At 45.2% G+C, this 15,104-nt stretch carries 16 protein-coding genes; 11 read left to right on the top strand and 5 right to left on the bottom strand.

All coding sequences use genetic code 11. The annotated features are described in order from the left end of the window. Window positions 1–30: 30 nt before the first annotated feature. The gene (locus VCHENC03_RS04490; RefSeq protein WP_005436622.1) at window positions 31–849 is read right to left on the bottom strand and encodes a nucleoside-specific channel-forming Tsx family protein; all 819 of its coding nucleotides are present in this window, start codon (window positions 847–849) and stop codon (window positions 31–33) included. Window positions 850–1,172: 323 nt separating this feature from the next. On the opposite strand from VCHENC03_RS04490, the gene VCHENC03_RS04495 reads away from it, so the two are divergent. The 4 genes from VCHENC03_RS04495 to VCHENC03_RS04510 are packed head-to-tail and all read left to right on the top strand — an operon-like array spanning window position 1,173 to window position 4,414. Further along, window positions 1,173–1,769 carry an LON peptidase substrate-binding domain-containing protein gene (locus tag VCHENC03_RS04495; RefSeq protein ID WP_009707451.1) on the top strand — a complete coding sequence of 199 codons (597 nt, stop codon included), beginning with the start codon at window positions 1,173–1,175 and terminating at the stop codon, window positions 1,767–1,769. Continuing rightward, on the top strand, window positions 1,766–3,124 hold the full coding sequence (locus VCHENC03_RS04500; RefSeq protein WP_009707450.1) for a DUF4397 domain-containing protein: 1,359 nt from the start codon (window positions 1,766–1,768) through the stop codon (window positions 3,122–3,124). The genes VCHENC03_RS04495 and VCHENC03_RS04500 overlap by 4 nt, the downstream gene beginning before the upstream one ends. A gap of 46 nt (window positions 3,125–3,170) precedes the next feature. After that, a complete protein-coding gene (locus VCHENC03_RS04505; protein WP_032803017.1) occupies window positions 3,171–3,755 on the top strand; it encodes an RNA polymerase sigma factor in 585 nt (194 codons plus the stop codon). Further along, window positions 3,752–4,414 carry a ChrR family anti-sigma-E factor gene (locus tag VCHENC03_RS04510; protein ID WP_009707448.1) on the top strand — a complete coding sequence of 221 codons (663 nt, stop codon included), beginning with the start codon at window positions 3,752–3,754 and terminating at the stop codon, window positions 4,412–4,414. Before VCHENC03_RS04505 ends, VCHENC03_RS04510 begins: the two co-directional genes overlap by 4 nt. A 57-nt stretch (window positions 4,415–4,471) precedes the next feature. On the opposite strand, the gene VCHENC03_RS04515 is transcribed toward VCHENC03_RS04510, so the two are convergent. From VCHENC03_RS04515 to VCHENC03_RS04530, 4 genes are all read right to left on the bottom strand, one after another. Continuing rightward, window positions 4,472–5,824, bottom strand: a complete 1,353-nt coding sequence (locus VCHENC03_RS04515; RefSeq protein ID WP_009707447.1) for an AmpG family muropeptide MFS transporter — start codon at window positions 5,822–5,824, stop codon at window positions 4,472–4,474. Between the two features lie 71 nt (window positions 5,825–5,895). Next, window positions 5,896–6,441: a peptidylprolyl isomerase gene (locus VCHENC03_RS04520; protein WP_009707446.1), complete on the bottom strand. Its 546-nt coding sequence runs from the start codon at window positions 6,439–6,441 to the stop codon at window positions 5,896–5,898. Continuing rightward, window positions 6,441–7,013, bottom strand: coding sequence for a YajG family lipoprotein (locus VCHENC03_RS04525; protein ID WP_005436640.1), 573 nt, complete (start codon window positions 7,011–7,013; stop codon window positions 6,441–6,443). The genes VCHENC03_RS04520 and VCHENC03_RS04525 overlap by 1 nt, the downstream gene beginning before the upstream one ends. 39 nt (window positions 7,014–7,052) lie before the next feature. Then, a complete protein-coding gene (locus VCHENC03_RS04530; protein ID WP_009707445.1) occupies window positions 7,053–8,210 on the bottom strand; it encodes a methyltransferase in 1,158 nt (385 codons plus the stop codon). A 206-nt stretch (window positions 8,211–8,416) separates the two neighbouring features. On the opposite strand from VCHENC03_RS04530, the gene bolA reads away from it, so the two are divergent. From bolA to nqrF, 7 genes are all read left to right on the top strand, one after another. Beyond that, complete coding sequence (gene bolA / locus VCHENC03_RS04535) at window positions 8,417–8,725, top strand: transcriptional regulator BolA (protein ID WP_005436644.1); 309 nt, start codon at window positions 8,417–8,419, stop codon at window positions 8,723–8,725. A 472-nt stretch (window positions 8,726–9,197) separates the two neighbouring features. Further along, window positions 9,198–10,538 (top strand): Na(+)-translocating NADH-quinone reductase subunit A, encoded by a 1,341-nt coding sequence (locus tag VCHENC03_RS27535; protein WP_032803016.1) that lies wholly within the window; start codon window positions 9,198–9,200, stop codon window positions 10,536–10,538. A gap of 3 nt (window positions 10,539–10,541) precedes the next feature. Next, window positions 10,542–11,783, top strand: coding sequence for an NADH:ubiquinone reductase (Na(+)-transporting) subunit B (locus VCHENC03_RS27530; protein WP_005436648.1), 1,242 nt, complete (start codon window positions 10,542–10,544; stop codon window positions 11,781–11,783). Further along, window positions 11,773–12,558 (top strand): Na(+)-translocating NADH-quinone reductase subunit C, encoded by a 786-nt coding sequence (locus VCHENC03_RS04550; protein ID WP_009707443.1) that lies wholly within the window; start codon window positions 11,773–11,775, stop codon window positions 12,556–12,558. The genes VCHENC03_RS27530 and VCHENC03_RS04550 overlap by 11 nt, the downstream gene beginning before the upstream one ends. After that, entirely contained in the window at window positions 12,558–13,190 is a 633-nt protein-coding gene (locus VCHENC03_RS04555) for an NADH:ubiquinone reductase (Na(+)-transporting) subunit D (protein WP_005436651.1), read from the top strand. The genes VCHENC03_RS04550 and VCHENC03_RS04555 overlap by 1 nt, the downstream gene beginning before the upstream one ends. A gap of 7 nt (window positions 13,191–13,197) precedes the next feature. Continuing rightward, entirely contained in the window at window positions 13,198–13,794 is a 597-nt protein-coding gene (gene nqrE, locus VCHENC03_RS04560; protein ID WP_005436652.1) for an NADH:ubiquinone reductase (Na(+)-transporting) subunit E, read from the top strand. 33 nt (window positions 13,795–13,827) lie between these two features. Further along, on the top strand, window positions 13,828–15,051 hold the full coding sequence (gene nqrF / locus VCHENC03_RS04565; RefSeq protein WP_009707442.1) for an NADH:ubiquinone reductase (Na(+)-transporting) subunit F: 1,224 nt from the start codon (window positions 13,828–13,830) through the stop codon (window positions 15,049–15,051). Window positions 15,052–15,104: the final 53 nt, after the last annotated feature.

Raw genomic sequence — 15,104 nt, 5'->3', positions numbered from 1 at the left:
GCGCCATTTTTGGGGAACTTATCGGTTCAATTAGAACTTGTAAGTTACAGCTACGTAGTGACCAGCACCAGATGATTCTGGTTTGTGACCCCATGGTAGTGGCTCACCGTCTTTGAAGCCGTATACGTCATGGTATAGTTTCAGGCCGTAACCCACTGCGAAGCGGTCAGAGTGCCAGTAGATACCGTTAAACATTGCACCGCCGTTAGACGCTGTAGTGTTGAACTTGTTACCTTCAGCATCATCCATACCGAATTGGTAATCGATGTAACCTTGGTAAGAAATGAATGAACCGTTCTCGAAGAAGTAGAATGGCTTGAACCAGTTAGTAGAAACTTGGAAACCGTTCCAGTCTTTTTTGTTGCCATCGTAAGTACCGTATAGGTTTAGGCCGATTTTGCCTAACCAAGGAACCATTACGTCAGAACCTAGACCGATTTTCTGAGAGTTAACGTCTGAGTTACCACCCCATTCCATAAGAGTCGCAACGTAAAGCTCTTGAACTGGACCGAAAGATAGGTCTTTACCAGTTACAGCATCTAGAGACATACGAGGAGCAAACTTCATAAAGATCTTCTCGCCGCCATCTTTGTCGCTGCCTGGATCTGAAGCCAGGTTAAATACATCTACGTAACCGTATAGGTCGAAGATGCCAGAGCGGCCGCCAAATTCCATTTCTAGGTAATCGTGAGAAGACTCAGAGTAGCCTTTCTCGTTGAATGCACCCATTAGGTTGAATTGCATCCACTTGTAATCGTTCTTGTGGATATCGCCATCTGAGTAGTCAGCAGCCATAACTGGAGCTGAAGTAGCCGCTAGAAGGCTAAGAGCTAAAAGTGATTTACGCATAAGGGGACTCTCTATGTTTGTAATGATTCAGAACACGCAATCTGTGCTGCGCTTTCCAATTGGCGGGAATAATAGCGATAAAAATCTCAAATGAAAGTGATAAAGGATGCAAAAATGAAGGTTTTTAGTGAGGCTCGTCACGAAATAAGTTTATTTCACGGAACTTTTTATTTGTTGCATTGGTTTGCAATAAATATGTGACGCACGTCGTTTGCGTAATCGTTTTTATGACTTTTTAAGCCAGTCGATTAACCAACATAAATCGTTAGTGATCTCTCTAATACATCGCTCGTATGAGTTTTTGAATCAAAGAGGACGATTTAATGAACGAAGTCATGTTATTCCCTTTAACCTCAGTTGTATTGCCAGAAGGAAAGATGAATCTGCGTATTTTTGAGCCACGTTATCAACGCATGGTGAAGGAATGCAGTATTAGAAACGTCGGGTTTGGCGTTTGTCTTGTCGGCAGTGGGGAAGATCCAAAAGCAGTAGGGAATGTGTCGTCTATCGGTACTTTGGTCACCATCGTTGATTTTGAAACACTGAGTGATGGACTTCTTGGAATCACCGTTGTCGGTGAAAAGCGCTTTACTGTCAAGCGTGTTAGAGCAGACTCTGATGGTTTGCGTCATGCTGAGATTGATTGGATAGAAAACTGGAGTGAACCAAAGCCTACTCCAGACTTTCTGTATCTAAGCGAGCAACTCGCTCATGTATACGAGCAATTTCCTCAGTTGGGAAAACTCTATCAGCATCGTTTCTATGACGATGCCTCGTGGGTTACCCAGCGGTGGCTAGAGCTCTTGCCTCTCGACAGTATCTTATTTGAGAAGCTGGTTGGTGCAACAGATTGCCTACCTGCGTTGCATTTTCTCAATCAAGCGATAGAAGCCCCACCAAAAAGAGAGACTAGGATATGAAAGGACTAACCAAAACGGCAGTAACCTTGGTTGCTGTACTAGGGATTGCTGCGTGTGGCTCAGACAGTGATTCGATCGAATATTCGAACTTGCAAGCGGTGCACGCGTCAGCAGACGCTCCGTTAGCGAACGTATGGATTAATGACGAAGCAGCGTTAACTGGCGTAGATTACGGTGTCGGGTCGGGGTACGTTCGCGTTCCAGAGGGCGCCAACTCTGTACAAGTTGACGTTCAACTACCTGGTGGCGAAGTCGCTACTGTTGTAGACAGAACAACACTCGAGCTGGATTCAGACCTAAACTACACCGCCTTTGTTGTGGGCGACGCTTCTGGTGCATCAAACCCTGTTGAACCTCTTATCGTAACTCGAAGCGCAACTTCTATGGCAGACGCTAACAGCCTAGACGTGCAGGTGGTGCATGCTGCTTCTGGCGTGCCAGCCGTAGATCTTTACGTCACTGAACCCGGTGCCGCGTTGGCAGACTCATCACCGATTACTAATCTAGCCTATAAAGCATCAACGGATGTGCTAAATATTCCTGCAGGTGATTATCAAGTGAGACTCGCCGTGGGTGATACAGTAGCGTTTGATTCGGGAACCATTCCGCTCCCAGCTAATGCTAACTTAACTATTGCAGCTATCAGTACAGGTGATTCAAACAGCACTTCTCCGGTGAAGTTAATGGTATTAGATGGTTCTGGCTCTTCTATAATTGAAGATACAGGCAGCCAAGCAGAAGTGCGCGTTGGTCATTTAGTCGATGGTGCACCTGTTGTTGATGTGCATGTTGACGGTGCTGCGTTTGCTCCGCTTGCGGATTTGGAGTTTAAACAAATTCGTGGGTACTTGGACCTTGCGCCAAAAGCGTACGATATTGATGTGTATGTTGATGGTACAACGACAGATCCAATTATCGATGTTGACGGTTTGGAAGTGAAAGGTGGTATGGATTACAGCATCTATGCTGTTGGCGTTGTCGCTCCTGCAATCGCAATTGAGCCGCTTGTAGTCGAAGACATGCGTCGTGCAGTGGCAACCAGCGCAACTTTAAACGTTACGCACGCAGCAGCGAATCCAGTGGCTGAAATGGTAGACATCTATCTCACAACCAGCGCAGGAATTGATGGAAGTGATCCAGCAATAGCAAACTTCGCGTATAAAGATAGTGTGCAAGGCGTTTACGTTGCCGAAGGTTCTTATTTTGTCACTGTGACAGTGGCGGGGGACCCAAACACAGTAGCAATTGATTCTGCACCTGTAACGGTAATGAACGGCGTCGTATATCAAGTAGTCGCCATCGATGATGGCAATAACGGTGGCTTCAATCTTATTGTTGATGACATCACCGACTAGGACGAAAGGGGGAGGGGGCAACTCCTCCCAATGATTAAGGCTGATTATGATGAGTGAAAGCCCACAAAAGCTCGGGCGAAGCGAATGGAATGATTATATGGATAAAGTGAAAGCGCGAGACAAAGACGCTTTCGCCTTCGTATTTCGTTTTTATGCACCAAAGCTTAAGCAGTTCGCCTACAAACATGTTGGTAATGAGCAAGTTGCAATGGAAATGGTGCAAGAAACCATGGCGACTGTTTGGCAAAAAGCTCATTTATATGACGGCACAAAAAGTGCGTTGTCGACATGGATCTATACCATTATCCGTAACCTTTGTTTCGACCTTTTAAGGAAACAGAAAGGCAAAGATTTACACATTCATTCTGATGACATTTGGCCATCAGATTACTACCCCGCTGATTTGGTTGACCATTATTCACCTGAGCAAGACATGCTCAAAGAACAGGTAGTCAAATTTTTAGACATACTGCCGAAAAACCAAAGAGAAGTACTCCAAGCGGTGTACCTTCAAGAATTACCACACCAACAGGTCGCAGAGCTGTTCGACATACCTTTGGGTACCGTGAAGTCTCGCTTGAGGCTAGCGGTAGAAAAGCTAAGGCATTCGATGCATACGGAGCAATTATGAATAAACATCCAGACAAAATATTGTTAGAGGCCTATGCTTCGGGAAGTATTGATGCGGTTTCTGGTTTGGTGGTTGCCACACACTTAGAGACTTGTTCGAAATGCCGAGCATATGTAAATGAAATCGAAGCCGAACAAGCATCGGTTGCTGTAAGCGATATCGCTTCAGAGTATGACGCAGACTTTGACATAATGTTCAATGACATTATTACGGCAGAGCCAACACCAGAATCGGTCGTTATAAAAGACATTGCGAAAGTTGAAGTTGCGGGTAAAGACTTTAAGCTGCCCAAAACGTTGAGTCGCTTTTCTGATCTGGTCGGTGAGTGGAAGAGTTACGGCGGTAAAGTATATAGTGCGCAACTCGACTTAGGGGAAGATGCCCGCGTTAACTTAATGTACATCAGTGAAGATGTTCGTATTCCTCAGCACACGCACAAAGGCCAAGAATCGACGCTTGTACTTCACGGCGGTTTCAGTGATGAAGATGGCCATTATGAAGCGGGAGATATGATGGTCAGAGACGGTTCCGTAAAACACAGTCCGTTCACCAAGCCCGGAGAAGATTGCTTGTGCCTAACTGTGCTGACAGAGCCAATGATCTTCACCCAAGGGGTTGCCAGAATATTCAATATGTTCGGCAAGGGCATGTACCCATAAATATTCAACGGTCAAAAAAACCACCGAAGTCGGTGGTTTTTTTTTAACTATTTTTCTTTAGTCTCTTTGCCTTGCTTTTTCGAGCAGTTCGGTAAAGTAGTGGCGTAAAGAATAGAGCATGATCAAACTTGGAACGACCATGACTGCGGTAATCGCAAAAAAGGTCGTCCAGTCATTCAGATAATCAACTAATTCGCCGCTGAATGAAGCTAGCGTCGTTCGTCCAAAGTTGCCCAGTGAAGCTAGCAGCGCGTATTGAGTAGCTGAGAAAGCTTGCCCAGTCAAAATCGTTAAGAAGGAAACAAAAGCGACGGTCGAGAAAGCGGTCGTAAAGTTATCGACAATGATTGTTGCTAGGAACAAGTGCTCGTTCGGGCCCACCTTCGCAATCCAAGCAAACATCAAGTTACTTGCCGCCATGGCGATACCGCCAATCATCAGGCCACGTACAATACCAAACTTAACGTTGAACATGCTGCCAACAAAGGTGAACAGCATGGTCGCGCCCCAGCCAATGAGTTTCGAGTAGTAACCAATCTGTTCGTTGCTAAAACCAATCTCTTTGTAGAAGGCGATCGACATACGCCCTAAGAATGCTTCCCCAATCTTGAATAGGAAAACAAACAAAAGAAGGGTGATGGCAACACGAACACCATTTCGGTTAAAGAAGTCTAAGAAGGGTTCTACGACTGTTACGGTAAACCAAGCCACTACTTTAGAGCCCACTACTTCTTTATGACGTTGCTCCGCTTCAGATTGAAGTTGCTCTCGTTGAGTTTTAGGTTCACCGACCAATAGAGTAAAAACCATCAGTAAAACGACAATGAATGCCATTCCGTAGTAAACACCGTTCCAACCGATACTGTCAGCGTTGATGAAAGCTAAATAGCCCGGTAAGGAATATCCTGTCCACCAACCAATCACCGCCATAGCTGAAGCTTGCGGAAGTTTAGATTGCTCCGTTTTAGGGAAAGTATCGATACGAAATGCATCAATGGCAATATCTTGTGTTGCGGAAGCCGTAGCAATACACAGAGCAAGAAGTGACGTGAACATCAGGTTTTCTGCTGGGTTTACACCGGCAATAAACAGCGTCGCAACTAAGACGATACTTTGGCATAAAAATATCCAACTGCGTCGTTGTCCCAACAAACGATGCAAAACAGGCAATTTGACGCGATCGACCAATGGCGCCCATAGAAAGTTGATCGCGTAGACCGCGAACACACTACCAAAGTAGCCGATTGCAGAAAGTGTTAAACCAGCATCTTTCAGCCAGCCAGACATATTTGAACCGATAAGCACCCATGGAAAGCCGCTGGAACAACCGAGCATGAAAACCCAAAGTAGGCGTTTATCGAGGTAACTTTTTACCGTTTCCAACCAAGTGATGGAAGGTAATGAAGACATAAATCAATCCGTTAAAATAGAGCCAGTAAAAGAGAAAGCCCTTCGAATATTCAAAGGGCTTATGGTTTTGGCTATTTGAGTAGTGTTGCTTTGGTGATGACGATTTGCGTCTCTGGGACATCGCGCATGCGACCGATAGATTTGGTTGGCTGAGCGGCCATTTTTTGAATGACATCGAAGCCTTCAGTGACTTCGCCAAATACTGCATAACCAGGTGGACGAGCGCCGTAGTTTAAGAAGTCATTGTCCACGAGGTTAATAAAGAACTGACGCGTGGCAGAATCAGGAGCGTTTGTACGTGCCATCGCGATGGTTGCGCGGTCATTGTTCAAACCGTTGTTACCTTCGTTTTTGATTGGCGCATAAGTCTTTTGCATCTGCATATCTTGGTTAAAGCCGCCACCTTGCGCCATAAAACCAGGAATCACACGATGGAAAATCGTACCTTCGTAGCTGCCGTCTTCCACGTATTTTAGGAAGTTAGCGACAGTAATCGGTGCTTTTTCTTCATTGAGCTCAACAGTGAAGTTACCGAGCGTGGTTTCAAACGCCACTTTAGGACCAGCAAAAACGCTGCAGCTTAATAGCGCGAGAGAAAGAATGGCTTTGCGTAGCATTAGAATCGCTCCTGCATGTATTGACGAAGCTCAGGATCATTCGCGATTTCTTTCAAAGTAAGAGCAACAACATCATTTAATGTTTGCTCAATATCTGAATCTGAAGCGCTGAGTGTGCCTGAACGTTTAGCAGTACCAGTATAGGTCTTAACTAGCTTACCTTGCGGAGTTTCTGCTGTGATTTCTAAAACCACTTTTGCGTCCATCTCGTTTTCCATTACAGAGTGCTTCACGTTTACTAACGCTTCTTGCACTTCAAGTTCAATCGAGTTGTCGCTGTTCAGGTCAGAGTGGAAACCTTGAGAAGAGAATTGCTTCTCCAATGCTTCTTCAAGAGAAATGCGTAGGTTCTGCTTCGCGTGAAGCGGCAAAATGTTTGAGCGACCGTTGTCGACTAGCGCAACGTATTGTGCGGCGCGCACATCTTTACTGGTTAGGCTGTAGCTTTTGCCTTGTACGATAGGGTTAGTGCTTAGCGTTGTTTCAGGCATCAGATTCAGTTGAGGTTGCTGTTGTGGCGCTGAACATGCAGCAAGCAAGGCAACCGAAGCCGCTAGTACCAGTTTTTTCATCTTATTATTCCTTTTAAACATTTTGCTAAAGTCGGGACTTTATTGCTTAGCGCCTAATTTAGCAGGATTTTTCGTTGCCTGTAAAATCACGAACTTGTTGTTAGAAGCGACTAATTTCACATTTTTGTCGCCGAATAGACGTTTCAGCTTTGCATCGTAACCAAGGTGACGGTTACCTATGACCAATAACTTCCCACCTTGGTTCAGAATTTGTTTTGAGTCACAGAACATTTGCCAAGCGATATGGTCTGTAATGGCCTGTTGCTGATGGAAAGGAGGGTTACACATCACCATACATGCGCTTTCAGGTTTGAAGTCGTCTAAACAGTTGTTCGCGATACATTCAATATCTCGGCCTTCACCTAAGTTAGCGATAAGGTTTTGCCTTGCAGACTCCACCGCCATAAAGCTCTCGTCAACACAAGTTAGGTGAGCTTTTGGGTTTAACTGCCCCATTTTGATGGACAACACACCATTACCACAGCCCAAGTCGATAATGTTTTTCAACTCAGGATCTTGAGGTAGGTGCTGCAACATAAAGCGTGCACCTAAATCCAAGCTTTCACCTGAGTAAACATTTGGCAGGTTTTTCAGTTGGATGTTCTCTCCGTCTACACCCCAAACTGTCATCGGATCTACGGCATGGATTGGCTGCGCGGTTGCGTGAGAAAACACCAAACGATGTTTTTTCCATGCAAGGGAGGTGGTGGTTTCACCTAAGTGTTTTTCGAAGAGCTTCAGAGTAGAAGTGTGGATCTCTTTGGCTTTGTTCACCGCAATAATAGGGCAAGAGGCCGGAAGCGATTTACGTAATTGACTTAACAACCAAACCAAATGGCGGTTGCTTTTCGGCAATTGCATCAAAACCAAATCTGTATTCTCAGGGATCTCATCCATCGTACTAAGAAAGGCAACTTGCTTACATTGGTTATCTTCGAGGTTTTGTTTGGCACCTTTATGAGAAATAAAAGAGTCACTCATCAATGTGACATTATGTTTCTCTGAAAACCAGCATGCCAACGCGCCGAAATTATCATTGATAACCACGATGTTTTGATTCTCTGGCAGCGCTAATTCTTCTACGTGATTGATAAGGTACTCATCACCCGCATCCCATGCTTGAAGAGTCTCATTGGAGCGCTTTGGGAAACGATGTAGCGTGAGGCTACGATCGTGAAGGTCTAATTCGGTTTTCATAACTAAACGTAAGTGGATTTGGAAATTAGTGATTATTGTCGCAAATGATGAAGATTCAAGATACAAAAAGCTGTCAAATTTACTGATTTTCACAGGCTTTTAGCGAACTGTGTGGATTATGAGAAGGTTGAACAGGGAGGTTTCGTTGATTTCATTTGTCAAACTAGAGTATATACTTACCGGACTAGTATCGATGAGGACTGAATATGATCCAAGAAATCATAGAAAAGAAACTGCATAGTGAGCTGCAACCTAATTATTTGAAAGTGATCAATGAGAGCTACATGCACAATGTTCCGCCGGGTTCTGAGAGTCACTTCAAAGTGATTGTTGTCAGTGATGCGTTCGCGGGTCAGCGCCTTATTGGTCGACATCGTCAGGTGCACACCGTGCTTGCTGATGAACTCGATAATCACATCCATGCGTTGGCGATTCATACTTACACCAATGAAGAGTGGAAATTAGAGCAAGATGGCGCGCCAGATAGTCCTATGTGTATGGGTGGCGGTCGTTAAACCGGCTTTAACTCGCTGATTTGAAAAAGATGGTTTCGGCCATCTTTTTTTGTTTTACATCTTTTCGGGATTAAAATGTGGCACAAATGAAGGTTAAAAAATGTGTTAACAGTGTTTCAACAAATGAATGAAAATTAATGCATGTTTCAAAGCGTGAATGTTTTATTTCCATGACAGATGCAAGGGATTTGGCATTTGTGCGATGGGTCAAAGTTATGACTATTCTTTAACCTTTTACACTCGATTCTACCGAAATAAACCCACCTTTCCTAAGATTGGTCATGGCATCAAGTTCCCAAAAAATGCTAGACTACCGCACCTGATAAATCTCGCCTAATATTTGTGACGAGATAATTAATAGGATGTTGCGATTTTGATGTTTTAAACAGCATCGAAACCGGACACTGATGTCGTGTCTAAAAGTTACGCAATCAAAAGAATCTTTTTCCCGATAAAAGTAGTGCAAGTGCGTATGATTACAATAAAGAAGGGCTTGGATCTTCCTATCGCAGGAACTCCATCCCAGGTGATTAATGATGGTAAGACCATCAAAAAAGTCGCCTTGCTTGGCGAAGAGTACGTTGGCATGCGTCCTACCATGCATGTCCGCGTTGGTGATGAAGTGAAAAAAGCGCAAGTTCTTTTTGAAGACAAAAAGAACCCTGGCGTTAAGTTCACAGCTCCAGCAGCCGGTAAAGTGATCGAAGTTAACCGTGGCGCTAAGCGTGTTCTTCAATCTGTAGTGATTGAAGTGGCAGGCGAAGAGCAGGTGACATTTGATAAGTTCGAAGCAGCTCAACTAGCAGGTCTAGATCGCGAAGTGATCAAGACTCAATTGGTTGAATCTGGCCTTTGGACCGCTTTACGTACTCGTCCGTTCAGCAAGGTTCCAGCAATCGAATCAAATTCTAAGGCTATCTTTGTAACTGCGATGGATACTAATCCACTAGCAGCTCAGCCTGAGTTGATCATTAATGAACAACAAGAAGCATTCGTTGCCGGTCTAGACATTCTTTCAGCCCTGACAGAAGGCAAGGTTTACGTATGTAAATCTGGCACTAGCTTGCCACGCTCTTCTCAGTCTAACGTAGAAGAACACGTCTTCGATGGCCCTCACCCAGCAGGTCTTGCTGGCACCCACATGCATTTCCTATACCCAGTAAATGCACAAAACGTGGCTTGGAGCATCAACTACCAAGACGTTATCGCGTTCGGTAAGTTATTCCTTACTGGTGAGCTATACACAGATCGTGTTGTATCTCTTGCTGGTCCTGTAGTGAATAACCCACGTCTTCTTCGTACTGTTGTAGGTGCTTCTCTTGAAGACCTAACTGACAGCGAATTGATGCCAGGTGAAGTTCGTGTGATTTCAGGCTCTGTACTTTCTGGTACTCAAGCGTCTGGTCCACATGCTTACCTTGGTCGTTACCATCAGCAGGTTTCTGTCCTGCGTGAAGGTCGTGAGAAAGAACTGTTTGGCTGGGCTGTTCCTGGCAAAAACAAGTTCTCAATCACTAAATCTTTCCTGAGTCACATCTTTAAAGGTCAGTTGTTCAACATGACAACGACAACTAACGGTAGTGATCGTGCAATGGTTCCAATTGGCAACTACGAGCGTGTAATGCCTCTTGATATGGAACCTACTTTGCTACTTCGTGATCTATGCGCAGGCGATACAGACAGTGCTCAAGCACTGGGTGCGCTTGAACTGGATGAAGAAGATCTAGCATTGTGCACCTTTGTATGTCCTGGTAAATACGAGTACGGTCTGCTACTTCGTGAATGCCTAGATACCATTGTGAAGGAAGGGTAATCCATGCTTAAGAAATTCATAGAGGATATCGAGCATCATTTTGAACCAGGCGGCAAACACGAAAAATGGTTTGCACTGTACGAAGCAGCGGCAACGCTTTTCTACACGCCAGGTCTAGTAACAAAACGTAGCTCGCACGTCCGTGATAGCGTTGACTTAAAACGTATCATGATCATGGTTTGGTTCGCGGTATTCCCAGCAATGTTCTGGGGTATGTACAACGCGGGTGGCCAAGCTATCGCAGCACTTAACCACATGTACGCTGGTGATCAACTAGCGACAGTTATCTCTGGTAACTGGCACTACTGGCTAACAGAAATGCTTGGCGGCACCATCGGTGCTGAAGCAGGTGTTGGCAGTAAAATGCTACTAGGTGCGACTTACTTCCTACCAATCTACGCAACAGTATTTATTGTTGGTGGTTTCTGGGAAGTGCTTTTCTGTATGGTGCGTAAGCACGAAGTGAACGAAGGTTTCTTTGTAACTTCTATTCTATTCGCACTTATCGTTCCACCAACGCTACCTCTATGGCAAGCGGCACTAGGTATCACATTTGGTGTTGTTGTTGCTAAAGAGATCTTCGGTGGTACAGGTCGTAACTTCCTTAACCCTGCACTTGCAGGTCGTGCTTTCCTATTCTTCGCTTACCCAGCTCAAATCTCGGGTGACGTAGTATGGACAGCAGCTGACGGCTTCTCTGGTGCAACTGCTCTTAGCCAATGGGCTCACGGCGGTAGCGGCGCGTTGATCAACAACATCACTGGCGCTCCTATCACTTGGATGGATGCTTTCATCGGTAACATCCCAGGTTCAATTGGTGAAGTATCGACTCTAGCTCTAATGATCGGTGCAGCGATGATCGTATACATGCGAATCGCTTCATGGCGCATCATTGCGGGTGTAATGATCGGTATGATTGCAGTGTCTACGTTGTTCAACGTGATTGGCTCTGACACTAACCCAATGTTCAACATGCCTTGGCACTGGCACCTAGTTCTAGGTGGTTTTGCATTCGGTATGTTCTTCATGGCAACGGACCCAGTATCAGCTTCATTTACCAACGGTGGTAAGTGGTGGTACGGCATCCTAATCGGTGCAATGTGTGTGATGATCCGTGTAGTTAACCCAGCTTACCCAGAGGGTATGATGCTGGCGATTCTATTCGCGAACCTATTCGCACCTCTGTTCGACCATGTAGTTATCGAGAAGAACATCAAGCGGAGACTAGCACGCTATGGCAAGTAATAACGACAGCATTAAAAAGACGCTGGGTGTTGTTATCGGGTTGAGCCTTGTTTGTTCAATCATCGTATCAACAGCGGCAGTAGGCCTGCGTGATAAGCAAAAAGCTAACGCTGTCCTAGATAAGCAATCAAAGATTGTAGAAGTTGCTGGCATTGAAGCTGACGGTAAAAAAGTACCTGAGCTATTTGCTGAGTACATTGAACCTCGTCTAGTTGACTTCAAAACAGGTGATTTTGTTGAGACTGCGGGTGACGGTTCTACAGCAGCTAACTACGACCAACGTAAAGCAGCGAAAGATCCATCTGAGTCTATCAAGCTAACGGCTGAAGAAGACAAAGCTAAGATCCTACGTCGTGCTAACACAGGTATCGTTTACCTAGTGAAAAGCGGTGATGAAGTATCTAAAGTTATCATCCCTGTTCACGGTACTGGTCTTTGGTCAATGATGTACGCATTCGTTGCGGTTGAAACTGACGGTGACACTGTGTCTGGTATCACTTACTACGAGCAAGGTGAAACTCCTGGACTTGGTGGTGAAGTAGAGAACCCAGCATGGCGTGCTCAATTCGTTGGCAAGAAACTATTCGACGAGAACCACAAACCAGCAATCAAGATTGTTAAAGGTGGTGCTCCAGAAGGTTCTGAACACGGCGTTGACGGCCTATCTGGTGCGACACTAACTGGTAACGGTGTTCAAGGTACATTCGACTTCTGGTTAGGTGACATGGGCTTTGGTCCTTTCCTAGCAAAAGTTCGTGACGGAGGTCTGAACTAATGTCTAGCGCACAAAACATTAAAAAGAGCATTATGGCGCCGGTGTTGGATAACAACCCAATCGCGCTACAGGTTCTTGGTGTATGTTCTGCTCTTGCAGTAACAACTAAACTAGAAACAGCATTTGTAATGACACTAGCGGTAACATTCGTAACTGCACTGTCGAACTTCTCTGTTTCTCTAATCCGTAACCACATTCCTAACAGTGTGCGTATCATCGTTCAAATGGCGATCATCGCATCTCTAGTAATCGTGGTAGACCAAGTGCTTAAAGCATACCTATACGATATCTCTAAACAGCTATCGGTATTCGTAGGTCTGATCATTACGAACTGTATCGTAATGGGTCGTGCTGAAGCGTTCGCGATGAAATCTGCGCCAATCCCATCTCTAATCGATGGTATCGGTAACGGTCTTGGTTACGGTTTCGTTCTTATCACTGTTGGTTTCTTCCGCGAGCTATTTGGCTCAGGCAAACTATTTGGCCTAGAAGTACTACCTCTAGTGAGCAACGGTGGTTGGTACCAGCCAAACGGCCTGATGCTACTTGCACCATCAGCATTCTTCTTAATCGGTTTCATGATCTGGGCTATCCGCATTATCAGACCTGAACAAATCGAAGCGAAGGAGTAAGGACGTCATGGAACATTACATCAGTCTGCTAGTTAAATCGATTTTCATCGAAAACATGGCACTGTCTTTCTTCCTAGGTATGTGTACTTTCCTTGCCGTATCTAAGAAAGTTAAGACCTCTTTCGGTCTAGGTGTTGCAGTTGTGGTAGTACTAACTATCGCGGTTCCTGTGAACAACCTAGTTTACAACCTAGTTTTGAAAGAGAACGCGTTAGTTGAGGGCGTAGACCTTAGCTTCCTAAACTTCATCACCTTTATCGGTGTAATTGCGGCACTTGTACAGATTCTAGAGATGGTTCTTGACCGTTTCTTCCCACCTTTGTACAACGCGCTAGGCATCTTCCTACCGCTGATCACAGTAAACTGTGCGATCTTCGGTGGTGTATCTTTCATGGTACAACGTGACTACAACTTTGCTGAATCTGTTGTTTACGGCTTCGGCTCTGGTGTGGGCTGGATGCTAGCAATCGTTGCTCTTGCAGGTATCCGTGAGAAGATGAAGTATTCAGACGTACCTCCTGGTCTACGTGGTCTAGGCATCACGTTCATCACTGTAGGTCTAATGGCGTTAGGCTTCATGTCTTTCTCTGGTGTTCAACTGTAAGTCGGGTAAACCGCAACAATTAAGGAATAGTCAATGGACATTATTCTTGGTGTAGTGATGTTTACTCTGATCGTACTTGCGCTAGTACTAGTGATTCTTTTCGCTAAGTCTAAGCTTGTACCAACAGGTGACATTACAATTTCTGTGAACGATGACCCTTCACTGGCGATCGTTACACAACCAGGTGGTAAGCTACTATCTGCGTTAGCTGGTGCTGGCGTATTCGTATCTTCTGCTTGTGGTGGCGGTGGCTCTTGTGGTCAGTGTCGCGTAAAAGTTAAATCAGGTGGTGGTGACATCCTACCTACCGAGCTTGACCACATTACTAAAGGTGAAGCACGTGAAGGTGAGCGTCTAGCGTGTCAGGTTGCAATGAAAACTGACATGGACATCGAACTTCCTGAAGAAATCTTCGGCGTTAAGAAGTGGGAATGTACTGTTATCTCTAACGATAACAAAGCAACATTCATCAAAGAGCTTAAGCTACAAATCCCAGATGGCGAATCAGTACCTTTCCGTGCTGGTGGTTACATCCAGATTGAAGCGCCAGCTCACCACGTTAAATACGCTGATTTCGATGTACCTGAAGAATACCGTGAAGATTGGGACAAGTTTAACCTGTTCCGCTACGAGTCTAAGGTAAACGAAGACACGATCCGCGCATACTCTATGGCTAACTACCCAGAAGAGCACGGTATCATCATGCTTAACGTGCGTATCGCTACGCCGCCGCCTAACAACCCAGACGTACCACCTGGCATCATGTCATCGTTCATCTGGTCTCTGAAAGAAGGCGACAAGTGTACGATTTCTGGTCCATTTGGTGAGTTCTTCGCGAAAGACACTGACGCTGAAATGGTATTCGTTGGTGGTGGTGCAGGTATGGCTCCAATGCGTTCTCATATCTTCGACCAGCTAAAACGTCTGCACTCTAAGCGTAAGATGTCATTCTGGTACGGTGCACGTTCTAAGCGTGAAATGTTCTACGTAGAAGACTTCGACGGCCTAGCGGCTGACAACGATAACTTCGTATGGCACTGTGCACTGTCTGACCCTATGCCAGAAGATAACTGGGATGGTTACACTGGCTTCATTCACAACGTTCTTTACGAGAACTACCTACGTGATCACGAAGCGCCAGAAGACTGTGAATACTACATGTGTGGTCCACCTATGATGAACGCTGCTGTAATCGGCATGCTAAAAGATCTAGGTGTAGAGGATGAAAACATCCTACTAGATGACTTCGGTGGTTAATCCCTCCAAGTGATTGAATCTATGGCTAGCTCTCTAAGAGCTAGCCATTATTT

The organism is Vibrio sp. HENC-03 (assembly GCF_000305755.2).
GTDB lineage: Bacteria > Pseudomonadota > Gammaproteobacteria > Enterobacterales > Vibrionaceae > Vibrio > Vibrio owensii.
This window is presented reverse-complemented; position numbering and strand designations above follow the sequence as displayed.

What these genes read in the sequence shown, in the direction of transcription:
- VCHENC03_RS04530 (WP_009707445.1), bottom strand. Translation starts at nt 8,210, where the DNA reads ATGAAAACCGAATTAGACCTTCACGATCGTAGCCTCACGCTACATCGT.
- VCHENC03_RS04490 (WP_005436622.1), bottom strand. Translation starts at nt 849, where the DNA reads ATGCGTAAATCACTTTTAGCTCTTAGCCTTCTAGCGGCTACTTCAGCT.
- VCHENC03_RS04550 (WP_009707443.1), top strand. Translation starts at nt 11,773, where the DNA reads ATGGCAAGTAATAACGACAGCATTAAAAAGACGCTGGGTGTTGTTATC.
- nqrE (WP_005436652.1), top strand. Translation starts at nt 13,198, where the DNA reads ATGGAACATTACATCAGTCTGCTAGTTAAATCGATTTTCATCGAAAAC.
- VCHENC03_RS04555 (WP_005436651.1), top strand. Translation starts at nt 12,558, where the DNA reads ATGTCTAGCGCACAAAACATTAAAAAGAGCATTATGGCGCCGGTGTTG.
- VCHENC03_RS27530 (WP_005436648.1), top strand. Translation starts at nt 10,542, where the DNA reads ATGCTTAAGAAATTCATAGAGGATATCGAGCATCATTTTGAACCAGGC.
- VCHENC03_RS04510 (WP_009707448.1), top strand. Translation starts at nt 3,752, where the DNA reads ATGAATAAACATCCAGACAAAATATTGTTAGAGGCCTATGCTTCGGGA.
- VCHENC03_RS04495 (WP_009707451.1), top strand. Translation starts at nt 1,173, where the DNA reads ATGAACGAAGTCATGTTATTCCCTTTAACCTCAGTTGTATTGCCAGAA.
- VCHENC03_RS04505 (WP_032803017.1), top strand. Translation starts at nt 3,171, where the DNA reads ATGATGAGTGAAAGCCCACAAAAGCTCGGGCGAAGCGAATGGAATGAT.
- VCHENC03_RS04525 (WP_005436640.1), bottom strand. Translation starts at nt 7,013, where the DNA reads ATGAAAAAACTGGTACTAGCGGCTTCGGTTGCCTTGCTTGCTGCATGT.
- VCHENC03_RS27535 (WP_032803016.1), top strand. Translation starts at nt 9,198, where the DNA reads ATGATTACAATAAAGAAGGGCTTGGATCTTCCTATCGCAGGAACTCCA.
- nqrF (WP_009707442.1), top strand. Translation starts at nt 13,828, where the DNA reads ATGGACATTATTCTTGGTGTAGTGATGTTTACTCTGATCGTACTTGCG.
- bolA (WP_005436644.1), top strand. Translation starts at nt 8,417, where the DNA reads ATGATCCAAGAAATCATAGAAAAGAAACTGCATAGTGAGCTGCAACCT.
- VCHENC03_RS04520 (WP_009707446.1), bottom strand. Translation starts at nt 6,441, where the DNA reads ATGCTACGCAAAGCCATTCTTTCTCTCGCGCTATTAAGCTGCAGCGTT.
- VCHENC03_RS04500 (WP_009707450.1), top strand. Translation starts at nt 1,766, where the DNA reads ATGAAAGGACTAACCAAAACGGCAGTAACCTTGGTTGCTGTACTAGGG.
- VCHENC03_RS04515 (WP_009707447.1), bottom strand. Translation starts at nt 5,824, where the DNA reads ATGTCTTCATTACCTTCCATCACTTGGTTGGAAACGGTAAAAAGTTAC.